We start from the raw sequence: 24,306 nt of genomic DNA, 5'->3' as shown, positions 1-24,306 counted from the left end.
AAAAAAGCTTTAACTCAGGCAAACTTAGCGAGCTGCTGTTAAATATGTGAAAGAGGTTTTTAAAGTTGAAGGGCAAAACCATATCAGCCCTTAAACATGTAAACCTAAATAACCCTTTTAGCGCCCAGCACCATTTTTTATAGGTTATTGTGTTTGTTTATATCTATTTATTTCAATGCGAATAACACCTTCATCAGGGCTTGAATCAAAATAAAAGGGATGCTCTTTAAACTTTTCATCATCTTTTAATTTTTGTGCAATGTCCCTTGCCGCATCAATTGGGTCGCTTTCATTAGCAAAAATATCTACTTTGCACATTGTTTCGCGGCAATCTATATGCTTAACATCTAAATGCGAAAGCTCTTTATGGTAGCTAAGAAAAAAGAATAAATTATCAGAAAAATCTAGCGACCATTGCTCGTCTATATCTTTCTCTGTAAAGCTTTGCTTGGTGTTTGTGAACAGATCGACTTGCTGAATCATATCTGCTCTTGGTTCTTTAACGCTTGAGGCATTATCACTTGGCTTAAATGCTAAACGCTGTTGCGTTTTTGTAGGCAAGGGGGTTGTTGTTTGTTTGCTTTCTAAAGCGGCAGATGCGCTATTCAAAAACGCTGCTAACTGGTTTTCTAATTTCAGATTATTAGCTTCTAATTCAGCAATTTTTATATGCAAATAAGCAATATAAAGACACGCTAAGCTTAAAATTATTATTATTTTTTTCATTTGAAATCCATTTCAACTAACAGTTTTAATTAACTGATAAGTAAATAAATTTATTCCAAATAAAACCTCTTTACAATATTGATGTGATAACCAAAGCCAAACCAAGTTTTGCTTTTAGCAAAAATTAAATATAGAAAATCTTCCAACGGCGTTTCTAAATGAACTTCGGTCATTAAATAATTATTTTTCAACACTGATTTTATGTCCACTTGTTATGTGTTTCTTCTATATTCAGGAAAACGACTTATTTGGTCGTTTTTATCCTTTTGATAATTTCTATAATGATTAAAAGTTAATCTGTAGCAACAAGTTAGTTAGTGTGGTAGAACTGGTACAATGATAAAAATGCCCCTTGGCTCGGTAGAAAAACGACCCAATGGGTCGATATTAAATTGTAATACGAATGGAGCTAGTATGAAGTATTCTGCACAAATGGATTGTCAATCAGAAGCTGATATTGACTTTTCGTCCGTTGAGACAACTTTATTACCGAATGGTTTTAGAGTTATAAAAAAAGATGATACTTCTATAGAATTTACTGGTCGCGGAATGAATAGCACTAAGGAAGATCCAATTCGTGGTGCAACTAAAATTTCCTTAATGGCAAAGTCAGGTCTGTTACATTTAAATGCAAACCTTGGTGGCGTATTATTCATGTCATTATTTGTATGCCTTTTTCCTCCTTTGCTTATCTTATCTTTAAGCTATTTTAATTCATCAGATTCTGGCGTTCTCAATCTATTATGGATTTGGCTTGTTATGGGCCCAATGATTGCCTATTGGATTCGCCAGAGAACAGTAAAGTCATTAAAAATAATGTTAGAAAATACAATTGCATACCAAGCAAAAAAGTAATGCTATAAATTCGTATAACAGACTGCTTAAAGTGGACAAGATTACGTTGGCTTGGTTTCGCTTTACTTATAAAACGTGCCGTTGTTGCTTACAATCGCAATTTGAAATGAGCACCAGTAATAATGGCTTACGGTGCCATGCTGTTGGATACCGTTGGCTTTGGGAGCAGCGCGTATTTGATGGCGCTTACGATAAAACACCGAACGTATTAAGGCCAAATTATGGTGCACTGAATTTTGTCACTTTGAAATGGGGCGTACCGCATTTTGAGCTATAAAGGAGTTAAATTATGGATAATGGCGAACAATTAAAAACTAAAGGAAAGATTGAATTTGATCTTATGCTAAGTCACCAAAAGGATATTGACGAATTCAATAAACTTGGCTCTACCGAAATTGGTATAAAAGATATTTTGCTGATTATTGCTCCTCTTGTATTGCTCTTAATAATGGGGCTGTTTATTGATATTGACCGAGATACTTATAGCGTGATGTTTGTACTTTTTACCGCGTATAGCATTGTTCAGGGAACGGTTACAAGAGAAAGTAAAAAGGTAAACCGTAGAATAGAATTATTGCTAAGAATTCTAAAACAAGAGAGAGAACAAAAGGCTGGTATTAAGTAATTTAACAGTGACAATTAGGCGGGCTGATTGCGTTTCTAAAAATTATGTCCGTTATATACCTAGGGGTATCAATTGAATCTCGTTATTTTCTTAATTCTTGGCGCTACAACGTTGCTGTAAAAACTCCATAAATATTTGGCGGATAAACTCAAAACAGGGAAGAGAAAATGAAAAGCGTAATTTCGATTATCTTAATGCTTTTATTTCAAACATCAGTATATGCTTCGGAAATAATCGAGTTTGGCATTGCAACAGCTATAAAATCTGAGGTGATGAAAGAAAATAGACCGTACATGGTTTATTTACCGCCTTCGTATGAAAAAAGTAGCAATACTTATCCGGTTATTTATCTTTTAGATGGTGATATTCATAGGTTTAAAGGCTTTGTTGGTGTACTTGAATCACTCAGTAGCCAAACGCTGGAAAATCAAGTTAAAGAAGCCATTGTAATTGCTATACCTAATACAAATCGCTCACGAGATCTTACACCTTCTACTTTAAAAGAATGGACGTTTAGAGGCCGCGTTTTAGATACGTTTGACCGAACGGGTAATGCGCTTAACTTTGCTACTTTTCTTAAAGCAGAGCTTATTCCGCATATTGAAAAAACATATCGCGCGTCTGAAAAACGTGTGTTAGTGGGGGAGTCATTTGGTGGTTTATTTGCATCTAATGTGATTGTATTTACGCCAACTATGTTTAGCGATTATTTAATTATTGACCCTACCGCACTTTGGGATAACGACTATTTAAATAGAGCTTATTTAGCTAATCTTAAAAGTAAAAACCTTGATATTAACGTGTTTTTTGCTTTTGCAAATAATAGCCACCTTGATGAAATAGGGTTAACAAATTATGCATGGGGTTCAGCTTTTGCCACTTCAATAATTAAGCATTCAAATGGTATTGCTAAGCAGCAGTATTTTGAAAACGAAACCCATGGCACAGTGGCTTTGCTGGCTTGGTACAATGGCCTTAAAACACTTTTACCATCAGAAAACAAATGAAGATTAGATAAGTTACAAATTAAAAGCTTGTTACAAAGTAAGGAAGAACAAAAGCTGGAGTAAGTTGACATTGTGTAAAACAGGCCTTAGCATGCGCTTAAGGTTTAAGAGACGCCTTTTCCGCTAAAGACAATGTCACTCTCTCAGAATTACATTTATACAATTCGAAACAGATAAGTTTGGTAAGCGCGGAACACCAAAAGAACTTAGGAGTTTTGATTTGTTATGAATCTTAAATCATCTACATTTAATCTCGGCTTTGTTGCCACATTCTATGAATCTTTTCGCGCAGCTCTGCCGTTAGTTTTATCCCTTTTCTTAATTTATACCTTTAACTATTTTGGTTTAGCGAACTTTTCGAATCAGTTAGTGGCTTTGTCACTTTTGTGGTTATCTGAACTATCACTCATTATTTTAGCGTTATTAAGCGTGCTACTTGGCATTTGTTTTGTTTGTCACAATGATTGGCTTATTAAGGAGGCGATGTAATGGAACATGCATTAAAGCAAGCAAAATCACTGGCCAAATTATTGTTAAAAGAGGCGAAAAGCGGTAATGCGGATATTTTAAAACGGCTTAAAAAATATTACCGAATCGATGTTGATACCAAGGCAAACGTAAAGCTGAAAATGTGCCAACATCTTGTTGCAAAAGATACAGGGTTAGCTGATTGGCAGCAGTTACATGAGCTGTTAAGCGCGCAACAAAGGCGAGAAGGTGAAAAAATCAATTTTGGCAGTGTGTTCCATACCAGTGGTTGTGACCGATTTTTAAATAAATGGTTCGCAACCTATGCTGAGGCCAAAAGCGCATTAACACAATATAGCTATTTGGTGCCTTATAAGCATCAATTTATTGTGGTGAAAGCGCCTTATTTTACAGAGATAGGTATTCAAGATAAGCAATTACTAAACAATGATTTAGTTGCTGTTTATCCAAGTGAATATTGGGATATGTTAGCTGCCAAAGTATTTGCACATACACGCACTAACATAATGGATTCGGCTACTAAAGCACGCGCGAGTAAAGCGCTGTAACGTTTAAAAAGATAACACATCCATACATTTATGTGTGGATGTGTTTTTTATGACGTTGTTGTTAGTTACAAAATATAAAGATCAATTTTATTAATGATCATGTGGATTTTGTTGGGCATCAATGTCATCTTGTAGCGCGGAGATTTGCGCTAATACGCCGACAAATTTTTCACCAAATTCTGTAATGCAATACTCCACCCGCGGCGGAATTTCGTTATATTCGATTTTATCTAAAATACCAAAATCAACATTGCGTTTAAGACATTGGTTAAGCACTTTGGTTGAAAGCCCATCAACACTTCGCACCATTTCACCGGGGCGATTTATGCCATTTTCCAGTAAGTGATAAACCGTTAAGGACCATTTGCAGCCAAATATGGTTTCGACCATGCGAGCGCTTTCTTGTGGCGCAATTTTTCGTGTAAAAAACTTTTCTTGTGATTTCATAAAGATGTACCAAAAAGTACCTACCTAACCAAATTGTACTTACTATTCAGCTACCTACAGATGCTTTTAATATTACCACGAGTTTAATTATTGGAAGAAGAATATGACAAATTTTAATTATAAGCGCGCTTTGGTTATTGGTGGCTCTAGTGGTATTGGTTTTGCAGTTGCAAAACAGTTGCTTGAAGCGGGTGTATCGGTTTCGATTATTGGCAATAATGAACAAAAGTTAGATGATGCGGTTGAACAGCTTTCACACTATGGTGAAGTGGATGGCATTCAATTGAACCTTTATGATGAGTCGGCCGTAACGCAATTAGCTCAAACGCTAAATAGTGATTATGGGTATTTAGTCAATGCGGCAGGATATTTTAGCCCTAAGCCTTTTTTAGAGCATTCAATAGCTGATTATGAAAAGTATAATGCGCTAAATAAAGCGACATTTATGCTGACACAAGCGGTTGCTAAGGGCATGATTTCATTAGGTGGTGGTAGCATTGTCAACATTGGCTCTATGTGGGCAAAACAAGCAATTGCAGCAACGCCTTCATCGGCATACTCAATGGCAAAGGCGGGGCTTCATGCGTTAACGCAACATCTAGCGATGGAGTTAGCAACGCATAATATTCGGGTTAACGCAGTTGCACCAGCAGTTGTAAAAACACCCATTTATCAGCATTTCATCGCAAAAGATGAGGTTGATTCGGTGCTTAAAAGTTTTGATGATTTTCATCCAATTGGTCGCGTTGGTACGCCATCAGATGTTGCTAATAGCATCACCTTTTTATTATCAGAACAAGCAAATTGGGTGACTGGCGCGATTTGGGATGTTGATGGCGGTGTTATGGCGGGTCGAAATTAAAGTGAGTAAGCGCCTATTTATAGGCGCAACTGGGGTAATTTAATGATAAATATGAATTTTGCACAGCGGATTGTAATAAATACGTCCGAACAAGCGTGGGTTACAAGCCCTGCTAAAGGGGTATTACGAAAACCGTTAGAGCGAGAAGCAAAAGAGTCAGGCCACACAACCAGTGTGGTGCAATACGGGCCAAATACGGCATTTGCAACACATCAACATCCCAAAGGAGAAGAGATTTTTGTTCTAGAAGGTGTATTTTCAGATGAGCATGGTGATTACCCTGCAGGCACTTATTTGCGCAATCCGCCTGGTAGTTCGCACGCACCATTTAGTAAACAAGGTTGCGTTATTTTGGTAAAACTCAATCAATTTTCACCGGGTGATTCTGAGCTTGTAAGAATTAATACTAATAAAGAAACTTGGTTGCCAGGCTATGGCGGGTTAGAAGTGATGCCACTTCATGACTTTGAACATGAACATGTGGCCTTAGTTAAGTGGCCAAAAGGGGAAGTGTTTAAACCGCATATCCATTTTGGCGGAGAAGAAATTTTTGTGTTGTCAGGTGAATTTATTGATGAATTTGGCAGATACCCCAAGGGTACTTGGCTTAGAAGCCCACATATGAGCCAGCATCATCCTTACGTTGAAGAAGAAACCATCATCTTGGTAAAAACGGGCCATTTGCCAATTAGCTAAATAAAATGTTAACTGCTAAAAATGAAAAAGCGCACAGGCTAGGTGCGCTTTTTATTCACATGGCGAAGGGGTAGTAAGTTGGGCTAGTGCAAGGTGTAAAGCACTTTTCGACCCTTCATAATGTTTAACGGATAGCTAAAACAAAGAGATCATATTTTCTCAAAATTTTTTGTGATAACCCAGCAACTGAAAAAGTGGTTTTTATTTTTTACGCAATATGGCTAATATTTATATAAGTAAATGGGGTTAACAGTTAGTTTTTATGGCAATTGATCAACATGGTATTTACCATTTATGGTGCGAAGACAAAATTATTTATGCTGAGCTGCTTGGCTCGTGGAACAAGGTGGCAGCATTAAATTTTGCCAGAGACTTTAAACAACTTGCCAGTGAATTTGATGGCCCTTGGGGGCATCTTGTTTATCTAGAAGGTTGGGGGCTCTGTACTGATGATGGTATTACAGTAATAAAGCAGTTAGTTGATTGGTGTATTGAAAATGATTTACGTCGTGCAGCTCAGATCTACTCAAAATCCGGTTTAAAAGAAATGTTTGTAGGTAAAATTGTAGTTGAAGAACATGGTAATTTTAAACGTGCGGTGTTTGATGATGTTAATCATGCTGTTGATTGGTTGAAGCTTGAGGGGTTTAATGCTTCAAAAATTAAACCCAACGAAAACTGATGTTACGCCTAAAAGCGTTTTTAAATTATTTAAGTAGCATATTGATTGCCATAGCTACTAAAAGCCCTGCAAACACTTTTTTAATTGTGGTAACGGGTAAATGATGTGTTGCTTTTGCACCAAGTGGTGCGGTAAACCAAGAAGTACACACAATGCCAAAAAGTGCAGGTAAATATACAAAGCCTACAAATCCATGACTCATTGATAATTGGCTACTGCCTGAGGTGATGTAACCCAATGAGCCAAAAAGCGCAATCACAATGCCACATGCAGATGCGCAGCCAATGGCTTTTTTCATATCTAGCGAAAAAAACGTTAACAAAGGCACTAACAATGCGCCACCACCAATACCTATCATGGCTGATAAACCACCCGTGATTGTGGTCAAAAAAGTTAAAATCCCCTTGCTTGGTAGTTGACGTTGGCTTGGCGTCTCATTTTTACTCGAAAAAATCATTTTAGCTGCGATAAGTACTACACAAACGGTAAAAACAATTCGCACAGTTTTATCGGGCAGAAGGGAAGCTAAAAAACCGCTTATCAGCGCTCCAAATGCCACACCAATCATAATCCAAGGGGCTATCTGCCAAGGAACGTTGCCATTTTTATGATGCGCTAATGCTGATGATGTCGACGTGAATAAAATCGAAGCAAGGGAAGTCGCAATCGCGCACAATACAACTTGTTCGCTAGGTAAAACATTAAAGTAAAGCAAGATCATACTTAATATTGGCACTATCACTAACCCTCCGCCAATACCAAGAAGGCCTGCTAGAAAGCCAACGACACTACCGAGTAATGCGCAGGATATAACTATTATTAGTAACTCGTTCATTCCATTTATCCCTGTTTTAGAAAGCAAAATGTCATAGCAAAATGCCTGAAGTAGATTAAAAAAGCTGTTAATTCAATAGAATAAAAGCTTAGGTTTGAATACTGCTTTAGCAATCTAAATAGCGTTTTAGCTAGTTCTGCAAATGACTTATTGCTGTGATGTGCCGCGCAGTATAGCAATTTCTTTATAGCCACTTGATACACAAACGTATTGAAATAGCTGAATATTAATCATGTTGAAAATGAAATAAACTCAAATTGGATTTCTAGATGGCTGGATGTTTATATTTGGTTGGGTTGTTGAATTTAATTCATCTAATAAAAGTCATAAATTTACCCTTAGACGCTTTAAAAAAGTGAAGGTTGTTCATGTTTTAAGTGAAATAAAACCGTTTTTTTTCATGTTGTGATCCGCGTATAAATCACTCAAGCGCTTCTTCAACAAAGATGTGAGCTTGTTATTTATATGCCCTTTGGCACTTAACACAACTACTTGGTTGAATATTGAAAGCGACACACACTCAGGACTTATACTCGAAAAATGGACACACACTGTCATGAATAACGATTTTACCTTTACCATTAAAAGCCAAGCGCTTGATGAAAATTATTTACCATCGAATAGCACGCGTATCACTACAAATTTTGCCAACTTAGCGCGTGGTGAAAGTCGTCAGCAGAATTTACGTAATGCACTCAAAATGATTAACAGCAATTTTAATGCATTAGCACATTGGGATAACCCAGAGGCGAACCGCTATGCTGTTGAGCTTGAAATTATCTCTGTGGATATGGCTATCGCTGGCAGTGAAACAGCGTTTCCATCAATTGAAGTATTAAAAACGACAGTGGTTGACAACGTTACTAATGAGCGTATTGAAGGTATTGTTGGTAACAACTTCTCGTCATATGTACGCGATTATGATTTTAGTGTGCTGTTGCTTGAACATAATAAAGGGCGCAACGGTTTTAGCATTCCAGAAAAGTTTGGTGATTTACACGGTAAGTTATTTCAAACGTTTGTTAAATCAGATACCTATAAAGCGCATTTTAAAAAGCCACCAGTGATTTGTTTGTCCGTTTCAGATAATAAAGTGTATCAACGTACAGACAACCAGCACCCGGTGTTAGGCTATGAATATGTACCAAATGAAGCATCACTAACCGAGCAATATTTCCAAAAAATGGGCTTGCAGGTGCGCTATTTTATGCCAGCAAACAGTGTTGCGCCATTTGCCTTTTATTTCTTTGGTGATTTATTAAATGATTACACAAACTTGGAATTAATCAGCACGATTAGCACAATGGCAACCTTCCAAAAGATTTATCGCCCTGAAATTTATAATGCAAATGCGGCTGCTGGAAATCGCTATCAGCCAAATTTAAAAAACCAAGATCATTCTTTAACGCAAATTGTTTACGACCGTGAAGAGCGCAGTCGTTTAGCAATAGAGCAAGGTAAGTTTGCCGAAGCGCATTTTATTAAGCCTTACAAAACTGTTCTTGAAAAGTGGTCGGCGAATTTCGCTTAAGAAAAGGTTAGGACATTATTTAGCATGAAAGTATTACTACCGACGTCTACTGCGGGCAGCTTACCTAAACCGCGTTGGCTTGCAGAGCCTGAACAACTTTGGTCACCGTGGACATTAACAGGCGATGCGTTAGTTGATGGTAAGCAAGATGCGCTGCGCGTTACATTACATGAGCAGCAATTGGCAGGGGTGGATATTGTCAGTGACGGTGAGCAAACTCGCCAACACTTTGTAACCACCTTTATTGAACACCTTGCAGGTGTTGATTTTGAAAATCGCAAAACGGTGCGTATTCGTAATCGTTATGATGCCAGCGTACCCACTGTGATTGGTCCTGTTTCAAGAAAAGCGCCAGTGTTTGTTGATGACGCGAAATTTTTGCGTGCGCAAACAGACAAGCCAATAAAATGGGCGCTACCAGGCCCGATGACAATGATTGATACACTGTATGACGACCACTATAAAAGCCGCGAAAAATTAGCATGGGAATTTGCCAAAATTCTTAATCAAGAAGCAAAAGAATTAGAAGCGGCAGGGGTCAATATTATTCAGTTTGATGAACCCGCATTTAATGTGTTTTTTGACGAAGTAAATGACTGGGGCATTGCATGCTTAGAGCGAGCAATTGAGGGCCTAAACTGTGAAACCGCTGTGCATATTTGTTATGGCTATGGCATTAAAGCCAACACCGATTGGAAAAAAACATTAGGCAATAAATGGCGCCAATACGAAGAAGTTTTCCCCAAGTTACAGCAATCAAATATCGATATTATCTCGCTTGAATGTCATAACTCGCGAGTACCGATTGAATTACTTGCCTTGATCCGAGGTAAAAAAGTGATGGTTGGTGCGATTGATGTGGCTACCAATGAGATTGAAACACCCGAAGAGGTTGCCAATACTCTTCGAGAAGCACTGAAATATGTCGATGCTGATAAACTTTATCCATCAACCAATTGTGGCTTAGCGCCTTTATCGCGTGAAGTAGCAAGGGATAAACTGAGCGCACTTGCAACTGGCGCTGCTATTGTGCGAGCTGAGCTTGAAAGCGCAGGTTAATATATAAAGATCCAAAGACCGAAGGCGTACAGTACTACTGTACGCCTTTTTTGTTCGCGCTTAATTAAACAAGGAAAACAGCGCGTTTAAACGACAAAATCGCTACCAAGATAACTTGGTAGCGGGAGCAATTTTATGCGTTTAAAGAGTACTTAAACTTAAATTTGCTTGAGCAATGGCGATTGCGGTAACGCATAATCAAAAATCCATGGCTGATTCGAGGCAAATTGCGTAGGTAATTTAGATTTTACTTTATCAGCATTGGCCATATCATTTTGTAATAAATATACATGTCGCTTATATACATTGCTCACTAAGTTATCGCCAACATTTGGATGCGATAAGGTTGCAAGCGCCTGTTATTAGACTGCCTTCTGTAATCTGTTCGCCTAACTCACTTTTTAATGTTTCCATCTCTTGTGCTGCGAGCTCTGGTTGCCCCAATTTAAGTAAGGTGTCAGCTTTAATATTACGGGTAAAATGAGGCGCATTTTCACTATCTTTATACCAAAGTTCGTAGCTAGAAAGCGCTGCCTCATGATTACCCACTTTGTGTAATAAGTGGTTTACTAAAGTTAAGCTAAGAATGCGCATTTTGCCTTCTTCTGCATTTGATAAAAATGGTCGCTCTACGTACCAAGCAATGATAGCGTCGGCGGTTTTTTGTAGCTCAACTTTATCTTCTGATTTTGCATTGGCAGCTATTTTAAGAAGTTCCGTCATTTGCTCACTGTATGAAGCACTTTCACTTTGATTTAGGGTTTGTTGTGTACTTTGCGTTGTCGGGTTTTTTTCAACAATTTGTGCTGCTGCAATTGTTGTAAATGAAACTGCCGCTACCATCATCGCTATATGTCTTTTTTTCATCACTTTTTCCTTGTTTAACATTTTTACCCGGAGCACGTTAAAGTGCTTGGTATGGGCCATATTTAAAACTGGCGAGCAATAACTTGAACCTTTTGGAGCTCCGGTAAAAGTTTCAAGCGTTAAACTTGCCAGGTCATGTTGATAACGTTGATTTAGTTGATTAAAACAACGTTCATCACAACTCAGTTCTAGTTGTTGTCTGGCTTTAGCGCCAAGCAACATACAGATTGGGTTCCACCAAAATAGGTTTTCGGTCAGGCAAATAAACCAAATCCAAAATATATCTAATTGATTGATATGAGTCGCTTCGTGAAGTAACACAGAATCAAGTTCAGAGCGTGTTATCAGCGTTTCATCCAGCCAAATCACAGGCTTAAAGAGACCTGTAGTAATGCCAGGTGTACCTAGATTTACAGTATTTACTTGATAGTTGTTGCCTAGATTATGGGCGTTGTATCTTGTCGCCTCTTTATTTAATTGTTTTACAAGCTGAATATAGTGATGCACTTTGCGGGCAAAGAGGTAAATACCAATAGCTGCAGCAACCAAGCCCAAATGCCACCAAGTAAATGTTTGATACCAAGGAGTATTAGTTTGTGCTGTTGGCAAAGCACTTGGTAAGTCATCTAAATTAAAAATTGGGTCAGTTAAACTCAATTCAGCTAAAAATAAGGTGCTGCTTGAAGGTTGCTCTGATATCGAAACTTCAGGTAAAAGATGCCAAGGCATAAACCAAGCAGCTAAAGCAGTGATTGCAATGAAAACCCCAAGTCTTGCAGGGGCATTTTTTAATGTTTTTATAAGCAATAACGCCAACACGCTGATGATGATATTTGTAAGAATATAATCCGTCATATCGCTTAACCTTATTTATTCGATTTCTTTTTATTTAATAAATCTTGCAGGTAATTAATATCATCTTCATTGAGCTCCTCTTCTTTTATAAAGTGAGCAATTAAACTACGTGAATTACCGCTAAAGAAACGTTGCATAAAGCTTGGTGTTTCTTGACTAGAGAGCGTACTTTGTTGCACTTTAGAGCGATAAACAATGGCACGACCTTGTTTGTCGGCCCGCTCTACTGCACCTTTTTTTTCTAGGCGGTCAATAATTGTTTTGATAGTGGTATAAGCCACGTCTTTGTCTTGAGATAGAAGTTGATGAATTTCGGTTGCAGTACATGGCTCGTGTTGCCACATTAATTGCATTACATCGAGTTCAAAGTCACTTAGTTTCATTCTATTCCTTACTACTACGTTTGTAGTTTTTATTTTCTACAAATGTAGTAGTAAGTGATTTTTAAGTCAACTCATTTTTTGAACAAATCTACAAGTTTTATGAATGCCCTATATTTTTAAATTTAATAATTCTTTTAATTTTAGTTGGTTAGGTTGTGTGTTTTAAATGCTAATTACGCTCCTTTAATATGCATTTTCAGCCAGTAGTCAATACTTTCACGCTTTTTCTGCTTAATTAGGAAGTGCATCATCAGTAATCTATACTTTTACTTCGTCGCATTAATGAGCGTCCTTTAAAGTCTTGCAGTATAAACAAAGAATGTATTTTAAGGGGTAAGCATGGGCTTGTTTTCAAATAAAATATTTTCTTTTGGTTTTGTTAGCTTGTTGCTAGTTAATACATCCCAGCTGATGGCTGGTGATAAAGAGCTGAACTGGTACAACGAAGTTGATTTGCCGATTGCGATGCAAGAAATTTACCCTGTAACCTTTAACCAACGCATAGTGGTTGGCGGCGGATTTGTTCCTTCAGATTCGCCTAGTTTTAAAAATGTTGCGCCATCTACCGCCGTTTTTCTGTTAAATCCCGCTAGACAACGATGGCGTCAGCTACCAGAACTGCCAGAGGCAAGGCATCACCTTGGAATGATAAGTAACCAGCATTATTTATATGGTATTGGCGGATTTACTGGTAACAAAGACTCGGCATGGCAAATTCAAAACTCGGTTTTTCGCATTGATGGTAATTTGCAACGATGGCGCAATGGCCCCAAATTACCGATCCCATTAGCTGAATCAAGTTATGCGAGTATAGGTAAAAATGTTCATATTATAGGTGGCCGAACGGTATCAAATGAATCGGGCGGTAACATCGATACCAATGCACATTATATTTTAGTGAATAACGCCTATTGGCGAAAAGCAAGGCCTGCCAGCATTTTAAGAAGCTCAGCAGCGAGCGCAGTTATTGGTAATCAAATTTATGTCATAGGCGGTCGTAGTTACTCACCAGAATTAAAAAATTTAAGTTACGCAGAAGTATATGATGTAAACACGGATAGTTGGTCCCCAATTGCACCATTGCCGATTTCAGCAGCCGGGCTGGCTGCTACAGTTTACAACGGCAAGTTAATTGTCTCAGGGGGTGAAGCATTTACTAAACAAAAAGGTGAACTTGTTGGCGAGACGTTCGATATTGTTTGGCAATATGATCCAAACTCTGATCAATGGCAAAATATTGGCACATTGCCAACACCTCGCCATGGTCATGGCAGTGTAACTTTCAATGAGCAGATGTATATCATTGGTGGCGCTGCCAAAGCTGGAGCACAAGAAACACTCTCATCGGTGATAAAACTACGTAAATAAGCGTTGAGAGCAGTTAAATATAACTGCTCTCTAAACTTAACAGATTATTTTTTCAAAAGCGCATCAAGCTTAGCTTCTAAGCGTAAAATATCTTCTTTTGTTGCAAAGGTTTGCTCCGGTTTACCTTCTTCTTCATGCATTACTTGCATGGCATCAACAATAATACCAATAAATAGGTTAAGCACAGCAAAGCTGGTAATAATGATAAATGGCACAAAGAACAGCCATGATTCAGGGAAAAGCTCCATGGTGGGGCGGACAATACCCATTGACCAGCTCTCAAGGGTCATAATTTGGAATAGTGTATAGGCCGATGCGCCAATACTGCCAAACCATTCTTGCATATTAGCATCTGGGTGCTGGCCAAATAGTTTAGTGGCAAGCACTGCTGAAACATAAAAGATAATGCCAAGCACACCAATCACCGATGCCATTCCTGGCAGCGAGTGACCCAGTGCACCAATAACACGGCGCATTTGTGGCACTACAGAGAAAAGTCGCAATACCCGTAAGATCCTAAATGCACGAAGCACTGATAGTGCACCGCTGGTTGGTGCCCACGAAATCGCAACAATAATAAAATCAAACCAGTTCCAGCCCGATTTAAAAAATTGACCGCGATACACGACTAATTTAAGTACCAGCTCAATGGTGAAAACCAACAGAATAACAAAGTCGATGATATGTAAGGTGGCAGCGTTGCTTTTGCCAAGTTGGGTTGTTTCAAGCCCCAATGTAAAGGCGTTAAACAAAATGACCGCAACGATAAAATTATTGAAATATTTTGCTTCAACTAGCGTTTTCAATGGTGAAACAAGTGATTTAACGAAAGACATACACATTAAAAATTAAACTCAGTTAGCTAGCATAATCTGGGTTTAATCGCTTTTTTTCAAGTTTAATTATGATCTTAATATTAGGGTTGTTGCTTTGTTTTAATGTCCTAAAAACAGATGGTTGCAAATTAGAAAACATCTGTTTTTAAAGCTGAAAAGGGTTTTAAAGAAAAACATACTTACATTTTATTGAATGACTTTTATGTTTAATCAGGTCTTCACACACAAGATTTATTTAATGTGATTGTGTAGTTTTATGAAGTTTATATCTGAAAAGCAGCTAAGTTTTAGTTTGCTGGCTTTATCAAGTTTACTAATGGCAATTAGTACGCTGTTACTTGGTAAAGATCTAAGTATTGAGCGGGTTATTGGTTTTTACTTTTTTGACAATGTTTCAAATGCCAATAACGGCAGTGTATTGGCTGCATGTGCTTTTCTTGTGGTAGCGGCCTTGGCATTTTTTAGTCTTCGTGATGATAAATATGAGCGTTTTCTAGCTTATATTTTATTGCTGACAAGCGTTGTACCGCTTATTACACTCTTTGCCAGTAACCGATGGATTGAATCACTTGGTGGCTTTCCTGCAATTGGCTCAGGGCAGGGAATTATCAAGTATTTTGCACTGCTCGCCATAGCAATTCATTTATTAGCAAAAGACGTTTTAACCCTATCTCAGCAAAAGGCAGTGCAGCTATTTCCTGTAGTATTAGTGCTCCTTTGGATTGGTGGTATGAAGTTTACCGAGATAGAAGCGAAGGGCATTGAAGATTTAGTGGCATCGTCTCCATTAATGGGCTGGATGTATCAAATTTGGTCGCTGCAAACGACATCAAATATTATCGGTGTGTATGATTTAGTTGCGCTTATTTTATTAATATTGTCACTTCGCTATAGAGAATTACTTTTGCCAGGGCTAGTAATGGCTGGCGCAGTAATGGTCACAACCCAAACATTTCTATTTACTTGGCAGGGCGCACTTTCAAGCGAGTCGGTATTTACATCTGGTGGCCAGTTTTTAATTAAAGACGTGTGGTTTATTGCCAATTTAACGCTTTATTATGGGTTATCAAAACAGGCAAATTAACAGCTCAAATCATAGCTGGTTAAATACCATAGCCAGCTTTAATTTTGTCATATAGCCCCGATGCCTTTGATGCTTTAATGCACTTATCGAGTGTATTTAAAAATGCATTTTTATCCTTTATACGAGAACTTTTTTTAGACACTGCTACAAAGTAGTCTTTGGTTTGTATATCAAAATCCACAGCAAGGATGTCTTCACGCATACCTAATGTTGTCGAAAGCCAGTAAACAGTGTCCACAGTATTAACAAACGTATCAATTTTTTGGTCATGTAATAGTGTGATTAAACTGACATTGGTTGTGACACTTCTTACATAGCCAGAATCCAATTTACTCTCTAAGTAACGTAAATAGTCAGTGGAATATTTAAGCCCTTGTAAATGACCAATGCGAAGTCCTTTGAAATCTTCAATAGAGTGTATTTCAAAAGGGGACTTTTTATTAATAAATGGCTTGTAGCTTGTTTTAAAAATGGGCTCTTTACCAAAGTTTAAAAACGATTCTCGAGTTGGTTTGTAAGAGTAGATATGCACATCAATTTTGCCTGATTCGATGTAATTTCGCATACGTTTAATAGGATGATAAGCAAAGCGCGCTTGGTAACCTGTTTTGGGCAGGCAAAGCTTAAGCACTTCTTTGGCAAAGCCAATTGGCTGATAACGTTCACCTTTAAAAAAATAAGGCGGCCAATCTGGGTCGTTAATAATAATTTCTTGCGCTGTTGATGTGTTGCAAAAAGCAATCACAATAAATAAAAAGATTGCCGTTAGTTGGCGCATCGCTTTTAAACTTAAAAATTATGTTTATTAAATAGAGAGTGTAGATGCTTTTTCTAATTAGGTGTAATCCATTGGCTTTGTAATGAAGCAAAATAGCCACTCTTTTTTAACTGATTGATTGCGCTATTAAGCTTAGAGACCACACTTTCATCAGATGATTTTTTGCTTACCATAATCACTATATCAGCACTGTAAATGGGTAAGGGGTGGGCTTCAAATTTGTCCCAAAGTTGATACTTTTTAATAAAGGCATACATGGTGTAAGGGTCTACTAGCAATCCATCGAGGTGGCCTTTTAGAAACAGCGAAACATTTTGTTCAAGATCGATAGCTTCGATAATATTTTCTTTAAAGTCATATTGCTTAATTAATTGCTCATATTCTTTGCCATAGTAGTAGCCACTTTCAACACCTATGATGTAATCACTATCGATAAGATCTGCCAGTTTATTTAATTTGATTGAGCCACTACTGCCTTTTTTAACAAAAAGTTTTACTGTTTCTTCGCGATAAGGCTCACTAAAGTAAGCGTATTCTGCACGTTCAGCAGTTTTTGATGCGCCCATTGCTAAGTCGACTTTACCTGTTTTAATAAAATGAAGGTGGGTTTTCCAAGGTATTTCAGCAATTGTGAAAGGGAGGTTAGCCTGTTTCATAATGGCTTTAAATGCGTCGATATCAAGGCCAACTAATTCGCTGTTTTTATTATGATATTGATAGGGGTACCAAAGCTCCCAACCAGCGGATAATTCTTTTGAGCGAATGCTAAAAGTTGAAAAGCAAATTGCCAATATTATTATAGTTTTAAGCATTTGAATTGATGTATAAACTGCGTTAACTACAGTATTAACGAAATTTATTAAAATACAAATCCCACTGATTTTTAGCTAATACTTATGCTAAATCAGGCGAGAATCAACTCGCATGTTGGCGTTGTTTTTTAAACTCAGAAGCTGTTTGCCCCATAATTTCTTTAAAAGCTTTACTAAAGGTAACGCGATTGGCAAAGCCTGATTCAAATGCAATGCGCTCTAGCGGCCAATGAATACTGTTATCTTCAATCAATGAAATCGCATGTTGAATGCGATAGCCATTAATAAGCTTATAAAAATTGGTATTCATACTTTGGTTTATTACTTGCGAAAGGGTGTGGGCTTTAATCTCGGTTTCGTCAGCAAGCATAGTTAGGGTGAGTTTGTCGTTTAAATAAAGCTGTTTAACTTTAATTTGTTGTTCTAAGTGCTTAGCAAGCTGATTACTTTGCTGCTCATTTAAGGCAGAGTGAAAGTATTTTATATTGCTGGATTCATCGCTCTCTGAAGGCGGATTTTGCTGTACTAAAGCATGCTCTTCTTTACTCATTAATAAATCCATTTTTTGTAGCGCGACATAACCAATTGCTAGCACAATTAGGGCAACAAATAGCAGCCAAACATCACTTACTAAGGCAAGGGTGCCTACAGCAAAAAACTGCTGTGCGACAAATAGACCTACCCACACTAATTCGAGAGCAAATAGCGACACCACAAGAAATTTAAGTTGTTTTAACACCGCCGCACTGTTGTCTGCTCGTAACGTGTCACACACGTTTTCAAACTTTTGAATATGCTGCCAACTTAAATACAGGTAAATACTTAAATGTGTTTTGATTGCTAAAAATAAAAACACAAATTTCAGCGGCAAAGCACGTGCTTCAGTTTGCGAAAGTACAAACTGCCACATGTTTATTTTGGCATCGAGTGATTGAAAAACAGAGGGTGCGTTGTAACACCATAACGAAATTGCCGGTATAAAATGAAGCGCCAGTTGCAGTGGTTTAGGTTTTTCTTCACCTACCATCATACTGATATAAACAAATACCAAAGGCCCAATCAGTAGCACCTCTCCTGGAAGTAAATCCATTAAATGTGCTAAGTGGGTATATAAACCTAAATAGAGTGCGCCACCTTCAAATAACTTATAGCTAACGATAAAGCAGACGATTGAAAGCCATTTTGCTGTGTCGGTATTAGAGTCACTCGCTTTTTTCCATAAGCTTATGGCAAGCATGAGTGCATGACTAAATGCAACAAAATAAATTATTCCTAATACCGTTTGCGACATAATTTTTCCGACAGCGTAATGATTGGTTACTTAGTTTAAATGCACATAAAAAGCATGTGTAAGGTTCAAGCTATTTTTACAGTTTTTTATTTATCATTATATGTTTCAGCATAAAAAGATAGCCCAAATTAATAGCATAAAGGGGCTGTTTTCACTGTGTGTATTGAAAACGGCTCTTGAAAAGAGTCTACTTTTAAACTCTTTAAAATCAATTGTTTATTTTTAAATTTGTTAATCTCAAATTAGCTTTACATACTAAGAAATATAATAAGTAAGCTTATTTATCGAATTAATTTTTAAGGATAAATAATGTTTACTTTGTTTAAGATTGACCGCTTTTTACTGTGCGTTTTTGTTGTTTTACTGAGTAGCTTTCCTCTAGCAGCTGTTGCCAAAAATGACTCAAAAACGTTTTCACAGCAAAAACACTACCGCCATATTATGTTCCGCGAAACGCCTTATGCATCTTATCGAGGTATTCACCCTATTTCAGATAAAGTTTCCGAAACAAATGCGCATTATCAATTTAGCTATGATGACAAAGGACGCGTTAACGAAATACGTTATCAGATGGGGGAGCAACTCATTAGAGATAATGAAGTTTGGGATTCATTTATTTGGTTTGCCCCAAAAGTAAGCATTAGCTATCACAAAGATAAAGAAATTCATACCTATTACAATGCGCAAAATCAGCAGATTGCAGCACATGGCAATGTGTTTAAAGCGGTTTATGCACTAGATAAAAATGGTAAACGTATCGCACTTAGCTTTTTTGATGAAACAGCAAGCCCAGTTGAAAGCGCATGGCATATTCACCGTTATGAATGGCGTCACGAAGGTGGCAAAGTATATGAAAAACGTTTCAATTTAAAAAATGAACAACAACCACTGCGACCTGAATTTAAGTTTTATGAAGTCGAACTGACCTATGATGAAGACAATAAACTCACTTTTGTTAAAAACTTAGGTTTGAATGGCACACCTACCAACAATGAAAGTGGTGCTGGCATAGATCGCATTATTTACGACCAAAATGGCAACTTCACTCGCTGGCAAGTATATAGCAAAGATGGCAATCCGGTTGAGGGTAACCGCCCGATGGTGCACATTGGTGAGCACCTTTACGATACATTTGGTAACAAAGTAGGGTTGAGAGGCTTTGATAAGTTTGATAATCGTAAAACCTTTAGTTGGGGCGCGTTTGAACATGAAAGCACTTACTACCCGAATGGCAACCAAAAAAGTCATAAAATTTTTGATGAAAAGGGGCAATTAAGTCGCCACTTACTACTGGAATATAATCAAGCGCAATCACATATATCTTGGTTAAAATCGCTTGATGAAAATAACCAATTAACAGCAAGCCCCATGCTAGGAGGCGCCGCTGCTCTGAAATATGAATACCTAGACGATGGTAGCCGAAGCCCTACTTTGTTTAATAGCGATTTAAGTGAATTTAAAGCGCAAAAAATGAAAACAGGTGAATAATGTTAATAAGGCTCTTACTTCTAAGCAGTGTTGTATTGCTAACATCTGGTTATGCTAAGGCAAGTAGCTCTCATTTCGGTGATCGTTTTAACACCTTAGTTAATGATGTAACGACTCAGCCGTATTTGTCGCCGCAACTTGATTTTGCTAATGCGATAACAGTGCTTAAAAATCAGCCGAAAATATCTGAGCATGCCCTTAAAGATTGGCATAAGAAGCTTACAAACCTTAAGCCGCAAACGCACTGCGAAAAAATTGCTTATAACAGCTTGGCAAAACAGCTCAAGCTGATAGAAAAGCGAGAAAAATTAAAAGCAGGACTCAGTCAAAGCAGTCGTTATCAAGGCAGTTTTAGTAGCTTACCAAATGGCAGGAAGTGGTATTTACATTGGCTAGATACGTGGCTTATGGACGATATCACTCCCTCACAACTTAAAAACATTGCCAGTGCTGAACTTGAGAATGCGTTTGCAGAATATCAAAAGTTAAAAGCAGAGGGAGCAGGCGGTGATACTTATGCAATCCCAGCAACAGAGCATACCCGTATTGTAGATGCATTTCGAAAACGAGAGGAAGTTGCAAAAGCAAGCTTACAGCGTTTATTTGCATTCAGTGACTTTGATTCACCTTTAACCATTGCCGCATCAGGGTTGCCTGAGGAGTTTCCAGCCCCCGGAATTTATGACAATCAAAGGCAAACGTTTTTGTACCATCCTCATGGTGGTGTAATGACGCCTTCGCATTTTGATTGGCTTTATTTACACGAGGGGATCCCTGGGCATCATTTACAATTCAATGTTGCTCAAAAGCAAAGTCTTTGTCCAACAAATGCGTTTGCTCCGATTACGTTTGTAACGAGTGAAGGGTGGGCGGCTTATGTCGAAACTTTGGGCAAAGAAATCGGCTTGTATCAAATGAAATCCTCTGAGGCTTATGCGTTAAGCTGGCGAGTGCTACGTGCACTTCGGGTATTGATTGATATTGGTATCCACTACGAAAATTGGTCAGATGAAAAAGCTCAAATGCTTTGGCAAAAATATTTGCCAGATCAGCCAGAAATCATGGAACGAGAAATTAAGCGAATTAAAAATTGGCCAACTCAAGTGATTACCTATGTGTACGGTAAATACTTAATAGAAAAGGCCATTGAACCCCACGCTAATAATCGCACTATTGCGTTAAATCGTGTGCTTAGGCTAAGTAATCAAATGCCGTTAGCACTTACGCATTTAGATGAATTTATGCCAACAAATCAGAAGAATAATTAAGAGACGACTATGAAAATAAACAAACCAATTATATTACTTTTAAGTACCCTTAGTGTTTTTGCAACTGATACAAAAAGCTACGCTGCGGAAACGACAACTACAGTTTTAAATGAGTTACCAAGGTCCTCATTATTAGGTGTTATGCATAACCAAAGTGCTGACAACCCGGGGGTTACACTCGAACATGTTGTAGCCAATAGTACAGCATCACTACTTGGATTAAAGGTGGGTGATGTAATAACTAAAGTGAATGGAATAAGAATTAATGACTTTCAAGCGCTTCTCTCAGCTGTAAGACCGCTTAAATCAGGAGATGATATTCGCATTTCGTTTTTACGCGATAAAAAAGCGCTAACGGTATCGAATAAAATGCAGCCAAGGCCATATGAAACAAGCGATTATGCACACGTTGAATACAGCGCTGTAAGTTATGAAGGCAATTCACTTCGCAGTATTGTGCATGTGCCAAAACAGTTAAATCCATCACAAAAAGCGCCTGCTATTTTCTTTATTCAGGGCTACACCTGTGACTCCATTGACTATGGCATGCTGCCAAACATCACCACACGACAAATGATCGATCAGTACACTCAAGCAGGCTATGTGGTATACCGTATTGAAAAGCCAGGTCTGGGTGACAGTATTTCAGAAAAGCCTTGCCGGGATATTGATTTTACAACAGAGTCAAAGGCATTTTTGCAGGGCTTAAATGCTTTAAAAACACACAAGCAAGTTGACCCAGAAAATGTGTTCTTATTTGGGCATTCTCTTGGAGTATTACATGCCCCAGTGATAGCTAAACAGTCTCCAGTGAAAGGCATTATTGGTTATGGTGGTGTGTTAAAACGCTGGTATGACTATATGGTCGATATCTATTTAAAGCAGTCAGTTACGCATTTTAACTTAAGTGAGCGACGAGCACGGAAAAATACCGAACTTGCTACACCTTTTTTAAATTTGTGGCTTAATACCGAAACTCCTTGGCAAAAAATAGTTAATGACGAGCGTGTTAAAAAGGCAATGGCAGCAAACCTACTAGAGATTAACGGCGAGTTATCAGTTAACCGTCATTACAGCTTCTTTAGAGATTTAAATCGTTACGACTTTAACAAATTGTGGCAAGAAATAGATACTCCAGTGCTTATGATGCATGGAAGTTTAGATATTCAAGCCATTGAACCTAATTGGGCATTTGATATTGCTAAGTTAAGTGGTAAGGAACAAAGTAAAGGATTACTGATTGATAAGGCAGAGCATGCATTTATGCGTTTTGATAGTAAAGAGGCGTATTTAGATGCACGTCAGTCACGTCAATATAACCCAACGGATCCGAAGGAGTTATTTGATCCTCGCATTGGTGAACACACACTAAGTTGGCTTTCAAAATTTAAAAGTAGCCAAACTACAACAATATAAAAAGGGCTAGAAAAGGGGGGAGGTTAATCCCCTTTTTGTTTTGTCCAAATACCTTTTTCGGTTTTACCTTGGAATTCGATATTTGACTCATCAAAGCTAATTGACAGCTTTTCTTTTAATTGTGTTTGATAGTCTTTGGTTAAATTGACGATGGTTGGCGTTAATAAATAAATGGCATAGACATTGACTAAGGTCATTAAACCTAAAGCCACATCAGCCATACTCCACACCAACTTTAATGATGCGCTGGCGCCCCAAAATACCATTAATAAATAAGCAAGGGTATAAAGCGTGCGACCAATTTTATTATCAAGCTTAAATAAATGCAGATTACTCTCAGCATAGGCATAATTAGCCACCACAGAAGTAAACGCAAATAACGTTATGGCTGCGGCAATAAATACCTCGCCCATATCACCCATATGACTGGTCATCGCATTTTGCGTCAGGCTGATACCTTCCATATCGCCACTTATGTATACATCAGAGAGCAAAATAATCAGTGCAGTACAAGTACAGAGCACTATGGTATCAATAAAAACGCCCAGCATTTGCACATACCCTTGAGCTACTGGGTGATTAGGGTTAGGTGCAGCGCCAGCTGCTGCATGAGGTACACTGCCAGCGCCCGCTTCATTTGAGTATAACCCCCGCTGAATACCGTTTTTGATAGCAGCGCCAAAGGCCCCAGCCCCAGCTTCATTTAAGCCAAATGCACTGGTGATAATATCCCACAGCATGGCGGGCAGTAAGGAAATATTCATTGCAGTGACAATTAATGCCGTGAGGATAAATGCAATTCCCATAAATGGCACAATTCTCTCAGCAAACTTAGCAATGCTGCGCAGCCCACCAACAACAATGATGCCAGCAAGCACGGCGATGACTAACCCAGAATAATGATTGGGTATTTCAAATGTATTATTTAGTGCCTCAGCAATGGTATTGGCCTGCATAGCACTGAATGAAATGCCATAGCCTAAAAACAAACACAGCGCGAATAACACTGCAAGCCAAGGTTTGTTTAAACCCAGTTTTATGTAATAAGCTGGCCCGCCACGGAATTCGCCGTTTTCATCGCGAACTTTATAAAGTTGGCCTAATACACTTTCTGCAAAGCCTGTTGCCATGCCAAGTAATGCAATAACCCACATCCAAAAAACGGCGCCACTACCACCAAGTGAAATAGCAACAGCAACCCCCGCTAAATTACCCGTGCCAACCCTCGCTGAAAGTCCCGTGCAAAGCGCTTGAAACGAGCTAATACCTGATTGATTGCTCTGCATACTGGTTTTCATCACCATCAGCATATGTTTGAAATGCCTAAGCTGAATAGCACGCAATTTATAAGAAAACCAAAAACCAGCAGCCAGCAAAATGACAATAAGCAGTTGCCCTTGGCCCCAAAGTAAATTGTTGATTGGGTTAATGATGTTGCTGAGCATAATACCGTTTTTATTGAATAATTATGTATTCCACACTAGAGGCAGAATTGCTT

At 38.2% G+C, this 24,306-nt stretch carries 27 protein-coding genes; 16 read left to right on the top strand and 11 right to left on the bottom strand.

Annotated features, from left to right (window positions below):
• Positions 1-144: 144 nt before the first annotated feature.
• Complete coding sequence (locus tag ON073_RS07465; RefSeq protein ID WP_274761252.1) at positions 145-726, bottom strand: hypothetical protein; 582 nt, start codon at positions 724-726, stop codon at positions 145-147.
• A 414-nt stretch (positions 727-1,140) separates the two neighbouring features.
• Between ON073_RS07465 and ON073_RS07460 the strand changes: the two genes are divergently transcribed.
• The 6 genes from ON073_RS07460 (at position 1,141) to ON073_RS07435 (ending at position 4,250) form a co-directional block, all read left to right on the top strand.
• Entirely contained in the window at positions 1,141-1,581 is a 441-nt protein-coding gene (locus ON073_RS07460) for a hypothetical protein (protein ID WP_274761251.1), read from the top strand.
• A 31-nt stretch (positions 1,582-1,612) separates the two neighbouring features.
• Positions 1,613-1,858, top strand: coding sequence for a DUF3626 domain-containing protein (locus ON073_RS07455; protein ID WP_274761250.1), 246 nt, complete (start codon positions 1,613-1,615; stop codon positions 1,856-1,858).
• Between the two features lie 12 nt (positions 1,859-1,870).
• Positions 1,871-2,206, top strand: coding sequence for a hypothetical protein (locus ON073_RS07450; RefSeq protein WP_274761249.1), 336 nt, complete (start codon positions 1,871-1,873; stop codon positions 2,204-2,206).
• Positions 2,207-2,373: 167 nt separating this feature from the next.
• Positions 2,374-3,213 carry an alpha/beta hydrolase gene (locus tag ON073_RS07445; RefSeq protein WP_274761248.1) on the top strand — a complete coding sequence of 280 codons (840 nt, stop codon included), beginning with the start codon at positions 2,374-2,376 and terminating at the stop codon, positions 3,211-3,213.
• A 225-nt stretch (positions 3,214-3,438) separates the two neighbouring features.
• The gene (locus ON073_RS07440; RefSeq protein WP_274761247.1) at positions 3,439-3,702 is read left to right on the top strand and encodes a hypothetical protein; all 264 of its coding nucleotides are present in this window, start codon (positions 3,439-3,441) and stop codon (positions 3,700-3,702) included.
• Positions 3,702-4,250: a hypothetical protein gene (locus ON073_RS07435; RefSeq protein ID WP_274761246.1), complete on the top strand. Its 549-nt coding sequence runs from the start codon at positions 3,702-3,704 to the stop codon at positions 4,248-4,250. Before ON073_RS07440 ends, ON073_RS07435 begins: the two co-directional genes overlap by 1 nt.
• Before the next feature lie 90 nt (positions 4,251-4,340).
• Here ON073_RS07435 and ON073_RS07430 read toward each other — a convergent pair whose 3' ends face one another.
• Positions 4,341-4,697 carry a winged helix-turn-helix transcriptional regulator gene (locus tag ON073_RS07430; RefSeq protein WP_274761245.1) on the bottom strand — a complete coding sequence of 119 codons (357 nt, stop codon included), beginning with the start codon at positions 4,695-4,697 and terminating at the stop codon, positions 4,341-4,343.
• A 103-nt stretch (positions 4,698-4,800) separates the two neighbouring features.
• Here ON073_RS07430 and ON073_RS07425 point away from each other — a divergent pair, with 103 nt between their 5' ends.
• From ON073_RS07425 to ON073_RS07415, 3 genes are all read left to right on the top strand, one after another.
• The gene (locus ON073_RS07425; protein ID WP_274761244.1) at positions 4,801-5,559 is read left to right on the top strand and encodes an SDR family NAD(P)-dependent oxidoreductase; all 759 of its coding nucleotides are present in this window, start codon (positions 4,801-4,803) and stop codon (positions 5,557-5,559) included.
• Between the two features lie 42 nt (positions 5,560-5,601).
• Entirely contained in the window at positions 5,602-6,255 is a 654-nt protein-coding gene (locus ON073_RS07420) for a cupin domain-containing protein (RefSeq protein ID WP_274761243.1), read from the top strand.
• A 262-nt stretch (positions 6,256-6,517) separates the two neighbouring features.
• Positions 6,518-6,937, top strand: coding sequence for a hypothetical protein (locus ON073_RS07415; RefSeq protein WP_274761242.1), 420 nt, complete (start codon positions 6,518-6,520; stop codon positions 6,935-6,937).
• A 25-nt stretch (positions 6,938-6,962) separates the two neighbouring features.
• Here the strand turns inward: ON073_RS07415 and ON073_RS07410 are convergent, their stop codons facing one another.
• On the bottom strand, positions 6,963-7,772 hold the full coding sequence (locus ON073_RS07410; RefSeq protein WP_274761241.1) for a sulfite exporter TauE/SafE family protein: 810 nt from the start codon (positions 7,770-7,772) through the stop codon (positions 6,963-6,965).
• A gap of 556 nt (positions 7,773-8,328) precedes the next feature.
• Between ON073_RS07410 and ON073_RS07405 the strand changes: the two genes are divergently transcribed.
• Entirely contained in the window at positions 8,329-9,303 is a 975-nt protein-coding gene (locus ON073_RS07405) for a DUF1852 domain-containing protein (RefSeq protein WP_274761240.1), read from the top strand.
• Between the two features lie 24 nt (positions 9,304-9,327).
• Positions 9,328-10,362 (top strand): methionine synthase, encoded by a 1,035-nt coding sequence (locus tag ON073_RS07400; RefSeq protein ID WP_274761239.1) that lies wholly within the window; start codon positions 9,328-9,330, stop codon positions 10,360-10,362.
• A gap of 158 nt (positions 10,363-10,520) precedes the next feature.
• Here ON073_RS07400 and ON073_RS07395 read toward each other — a convergent pair whose 3' ends face one another.
• From ON073_RS07395 to ON073_RS07385, 3 genes are read right to left on the bottom strand one after another with little or no spacing between them, the layout of a single operon-like run.
• Positions 10,521-10,676, bottom strand: coding sequence for a hypothetical protein (locus tag ON073_RS07395; RefSeq protein ID WP_274761238.1), 156 nt, complete (start codon positions 10,674-10,676; stop codon positions 10,521-10,523).
• 4 nt (positions 10,677-10,680) lie between these two features.
• Positions 10,681-12,084 carry a M56 family metallopeptidase gene (locus ON073_RS07390; RefSeq protein ID WP_274761237.1) on the bottom strand — a complete coding sequence of 468 codons (1,404 nt, stop codon included), beginning with the start codon at positions 12,082-12,084 and terminating at the stop codon, positions 10,681-10,683.
• A gap of 11 nt (positions 12,085-12,095) precedes the next feature.
• Entirely contained in the window at positions 12,096-12,467 is a 372-nt protein-coding gene (locus ON073_RS07385; RefSeq protein ID WP_274761236.1) for a BlaI/MecI/CopY family transcriptional regulator, read from the bottom strand.
• Between the two features lie 339 nt (positions 12,468-12,806).
• On the opposite strand from ON073_RS07385, the gene ON073_RS07380 reads away from it, so the two are divergent.
• On the top strand, positions 12,807-13,835 hold the full coding sequence (locus ON073_RS07380) for a Kelch repeat-containing protein (protein ID WP_274761235.1): 1,029 nt from the start codon (positions 12,807-12,809) through the stop codon (positions 13,833-13,835).
• A 44-nt stretch (positions 13,836-13,879) separates the two neighbouring features.
• Here ON073_RS07380 and ON073_RS07375 read toward each other — a convergent pair whose 3' ends face one another.
• Positions 13,880-14,671: an ion transporter gene (locus ON073_RS07375; protein ID WP_274761234.1), complete on the bottom strand. Its 792-nt coding sequence runs from the start codon at positions 14,669-14,671 to the stop codon at positions 13,880-13,882.
• A 256-nt stretch (positions 14,672-14,927) separates the two neighbouring features.
• On the opposite strand from ON073_RS07375, the gene ON073_RS07370 reads away from it, so the two are divergent.
• On the top strand, positions 14,928-15,755 hold the full coding sequence (locus ON073_RS07370; protein ID WP_274761233.1) for a DUF417 family protein: 828 nt from the start codon (positions 14,928-14,930) through the stop codon (positions 15,753-15,755).
• 19 nt (positions 15,756-15,774) lie between these two features.
• Here ON073_RS07370 and ON073_RS07365 read toward each other — a convergent pair whose 3' ends face one another.
• The 3 genes from ON073_RS07365 to ON073_RS07355 form a co-directional block, all read right to left on the bottom strand.
• Positions 15,775-16,533, bottom strand: a complete 759-nt coding sequence (locus tag ON073_RS07365; protein ID WP_274761232.1) for a substrate-binding periplasmic protein — start codon at positions 16,531-16,533, stop codon at positions 15,775-15,777.
• Positions 16,534-16,586: 53 nt separating this feature from the next.
• Entirely contained in the window at positions 16,587-17,345 is a 759-nt protein-coding gene (locus ON073_RS07360; RefSeq protein ID WP_274761231.1) for a substrate-binding periplasmic protein, read from the bottom strand.
• 103 nt (positions 17,346-17,448) lie between these two features.
• A complete protein-coding gene (locus ON073_RS07355; protein ID WP_274761230.1) occupies positions 17,449-18,636 on the bottom strand; it encodes a helix-turn-helix domain-containing protein in 1,188 nt (395 codons plus the stop codon).
• 309 nt (positions 18,637-18,945) lie between these two features.
• On the opposite strand from ON073_RS07355, the gene ON073_RS07350 reads away from it, so the two are divergent.
• Genes ON073_RS07350 through ON073_RS07340 form a run of 3 tightly spaced genes read left to right on the top strand, consistent with a single transcriptional unit; the run spans position 18,946 to position 22,808 of the window.
• Complete coding sequence (locus ON073_RS07350; protein ID WP_274761229.1) at positions 18,946-20,124, top strand: hypothetical protein; 1,179 nt, start codon at positions 18,946-18,948, stop codon at positions 20,122-20,124.
• Positions 20,124-21,392, top strand: coding sequence for a DUF885 family protein (locus tag ON073_RS07345; protein WP_274761228.1), 1,269 nt, complete (start codon positions 20,124-20,126; stop codon positions 21,390-21,392). Before ON073_RS07350 ends, ON073_RS07345 begins: the two co-directional genes overlap by 1 nt.
• A 9-nt stretch (positions 21,393-21,401) precedes the next feature.
• Entirely contained in the window at positions 21,402-22,808 is a 1,407-nt protein-coding gene (locus ON073_RS07340; protein WP_274761227.1) for a PDZ domain-containing protein, read from the top strand.
• 23 nt (positions 22,809-22,831) lie between these two features.
• On the opposite strand, the gene ON073_RS07335 is transcribed toward ON073_RS07340, so the two are convergent.
• The gene (locus ON073_RS07335; protein WP_274761226.1) at positions 22,832-24,253 is read right to left on the bottom strand and encodes an alanine/glycine:cation symporter family protein; all 1,422 of its coding nucleotides are present in this window, start codon (positions 24,251-24,253) and stop codon (positions 22,832-22,834) included.
• Positions 24,254-24,306: the final 53 nt, after the last annotated feature.

This window comes from Pseudoalteromonas sp. G4, from assembly GCF_028875915.1.
GTDB lineage: Bacteria > Pseudomonadota > Gammaproteobacteria > Enterobacterales > Alteromonadaceae > Pseudoalteromonas.
This window is presented reverse-complemented; position numbering and strand designations above follow the sequence as displayed.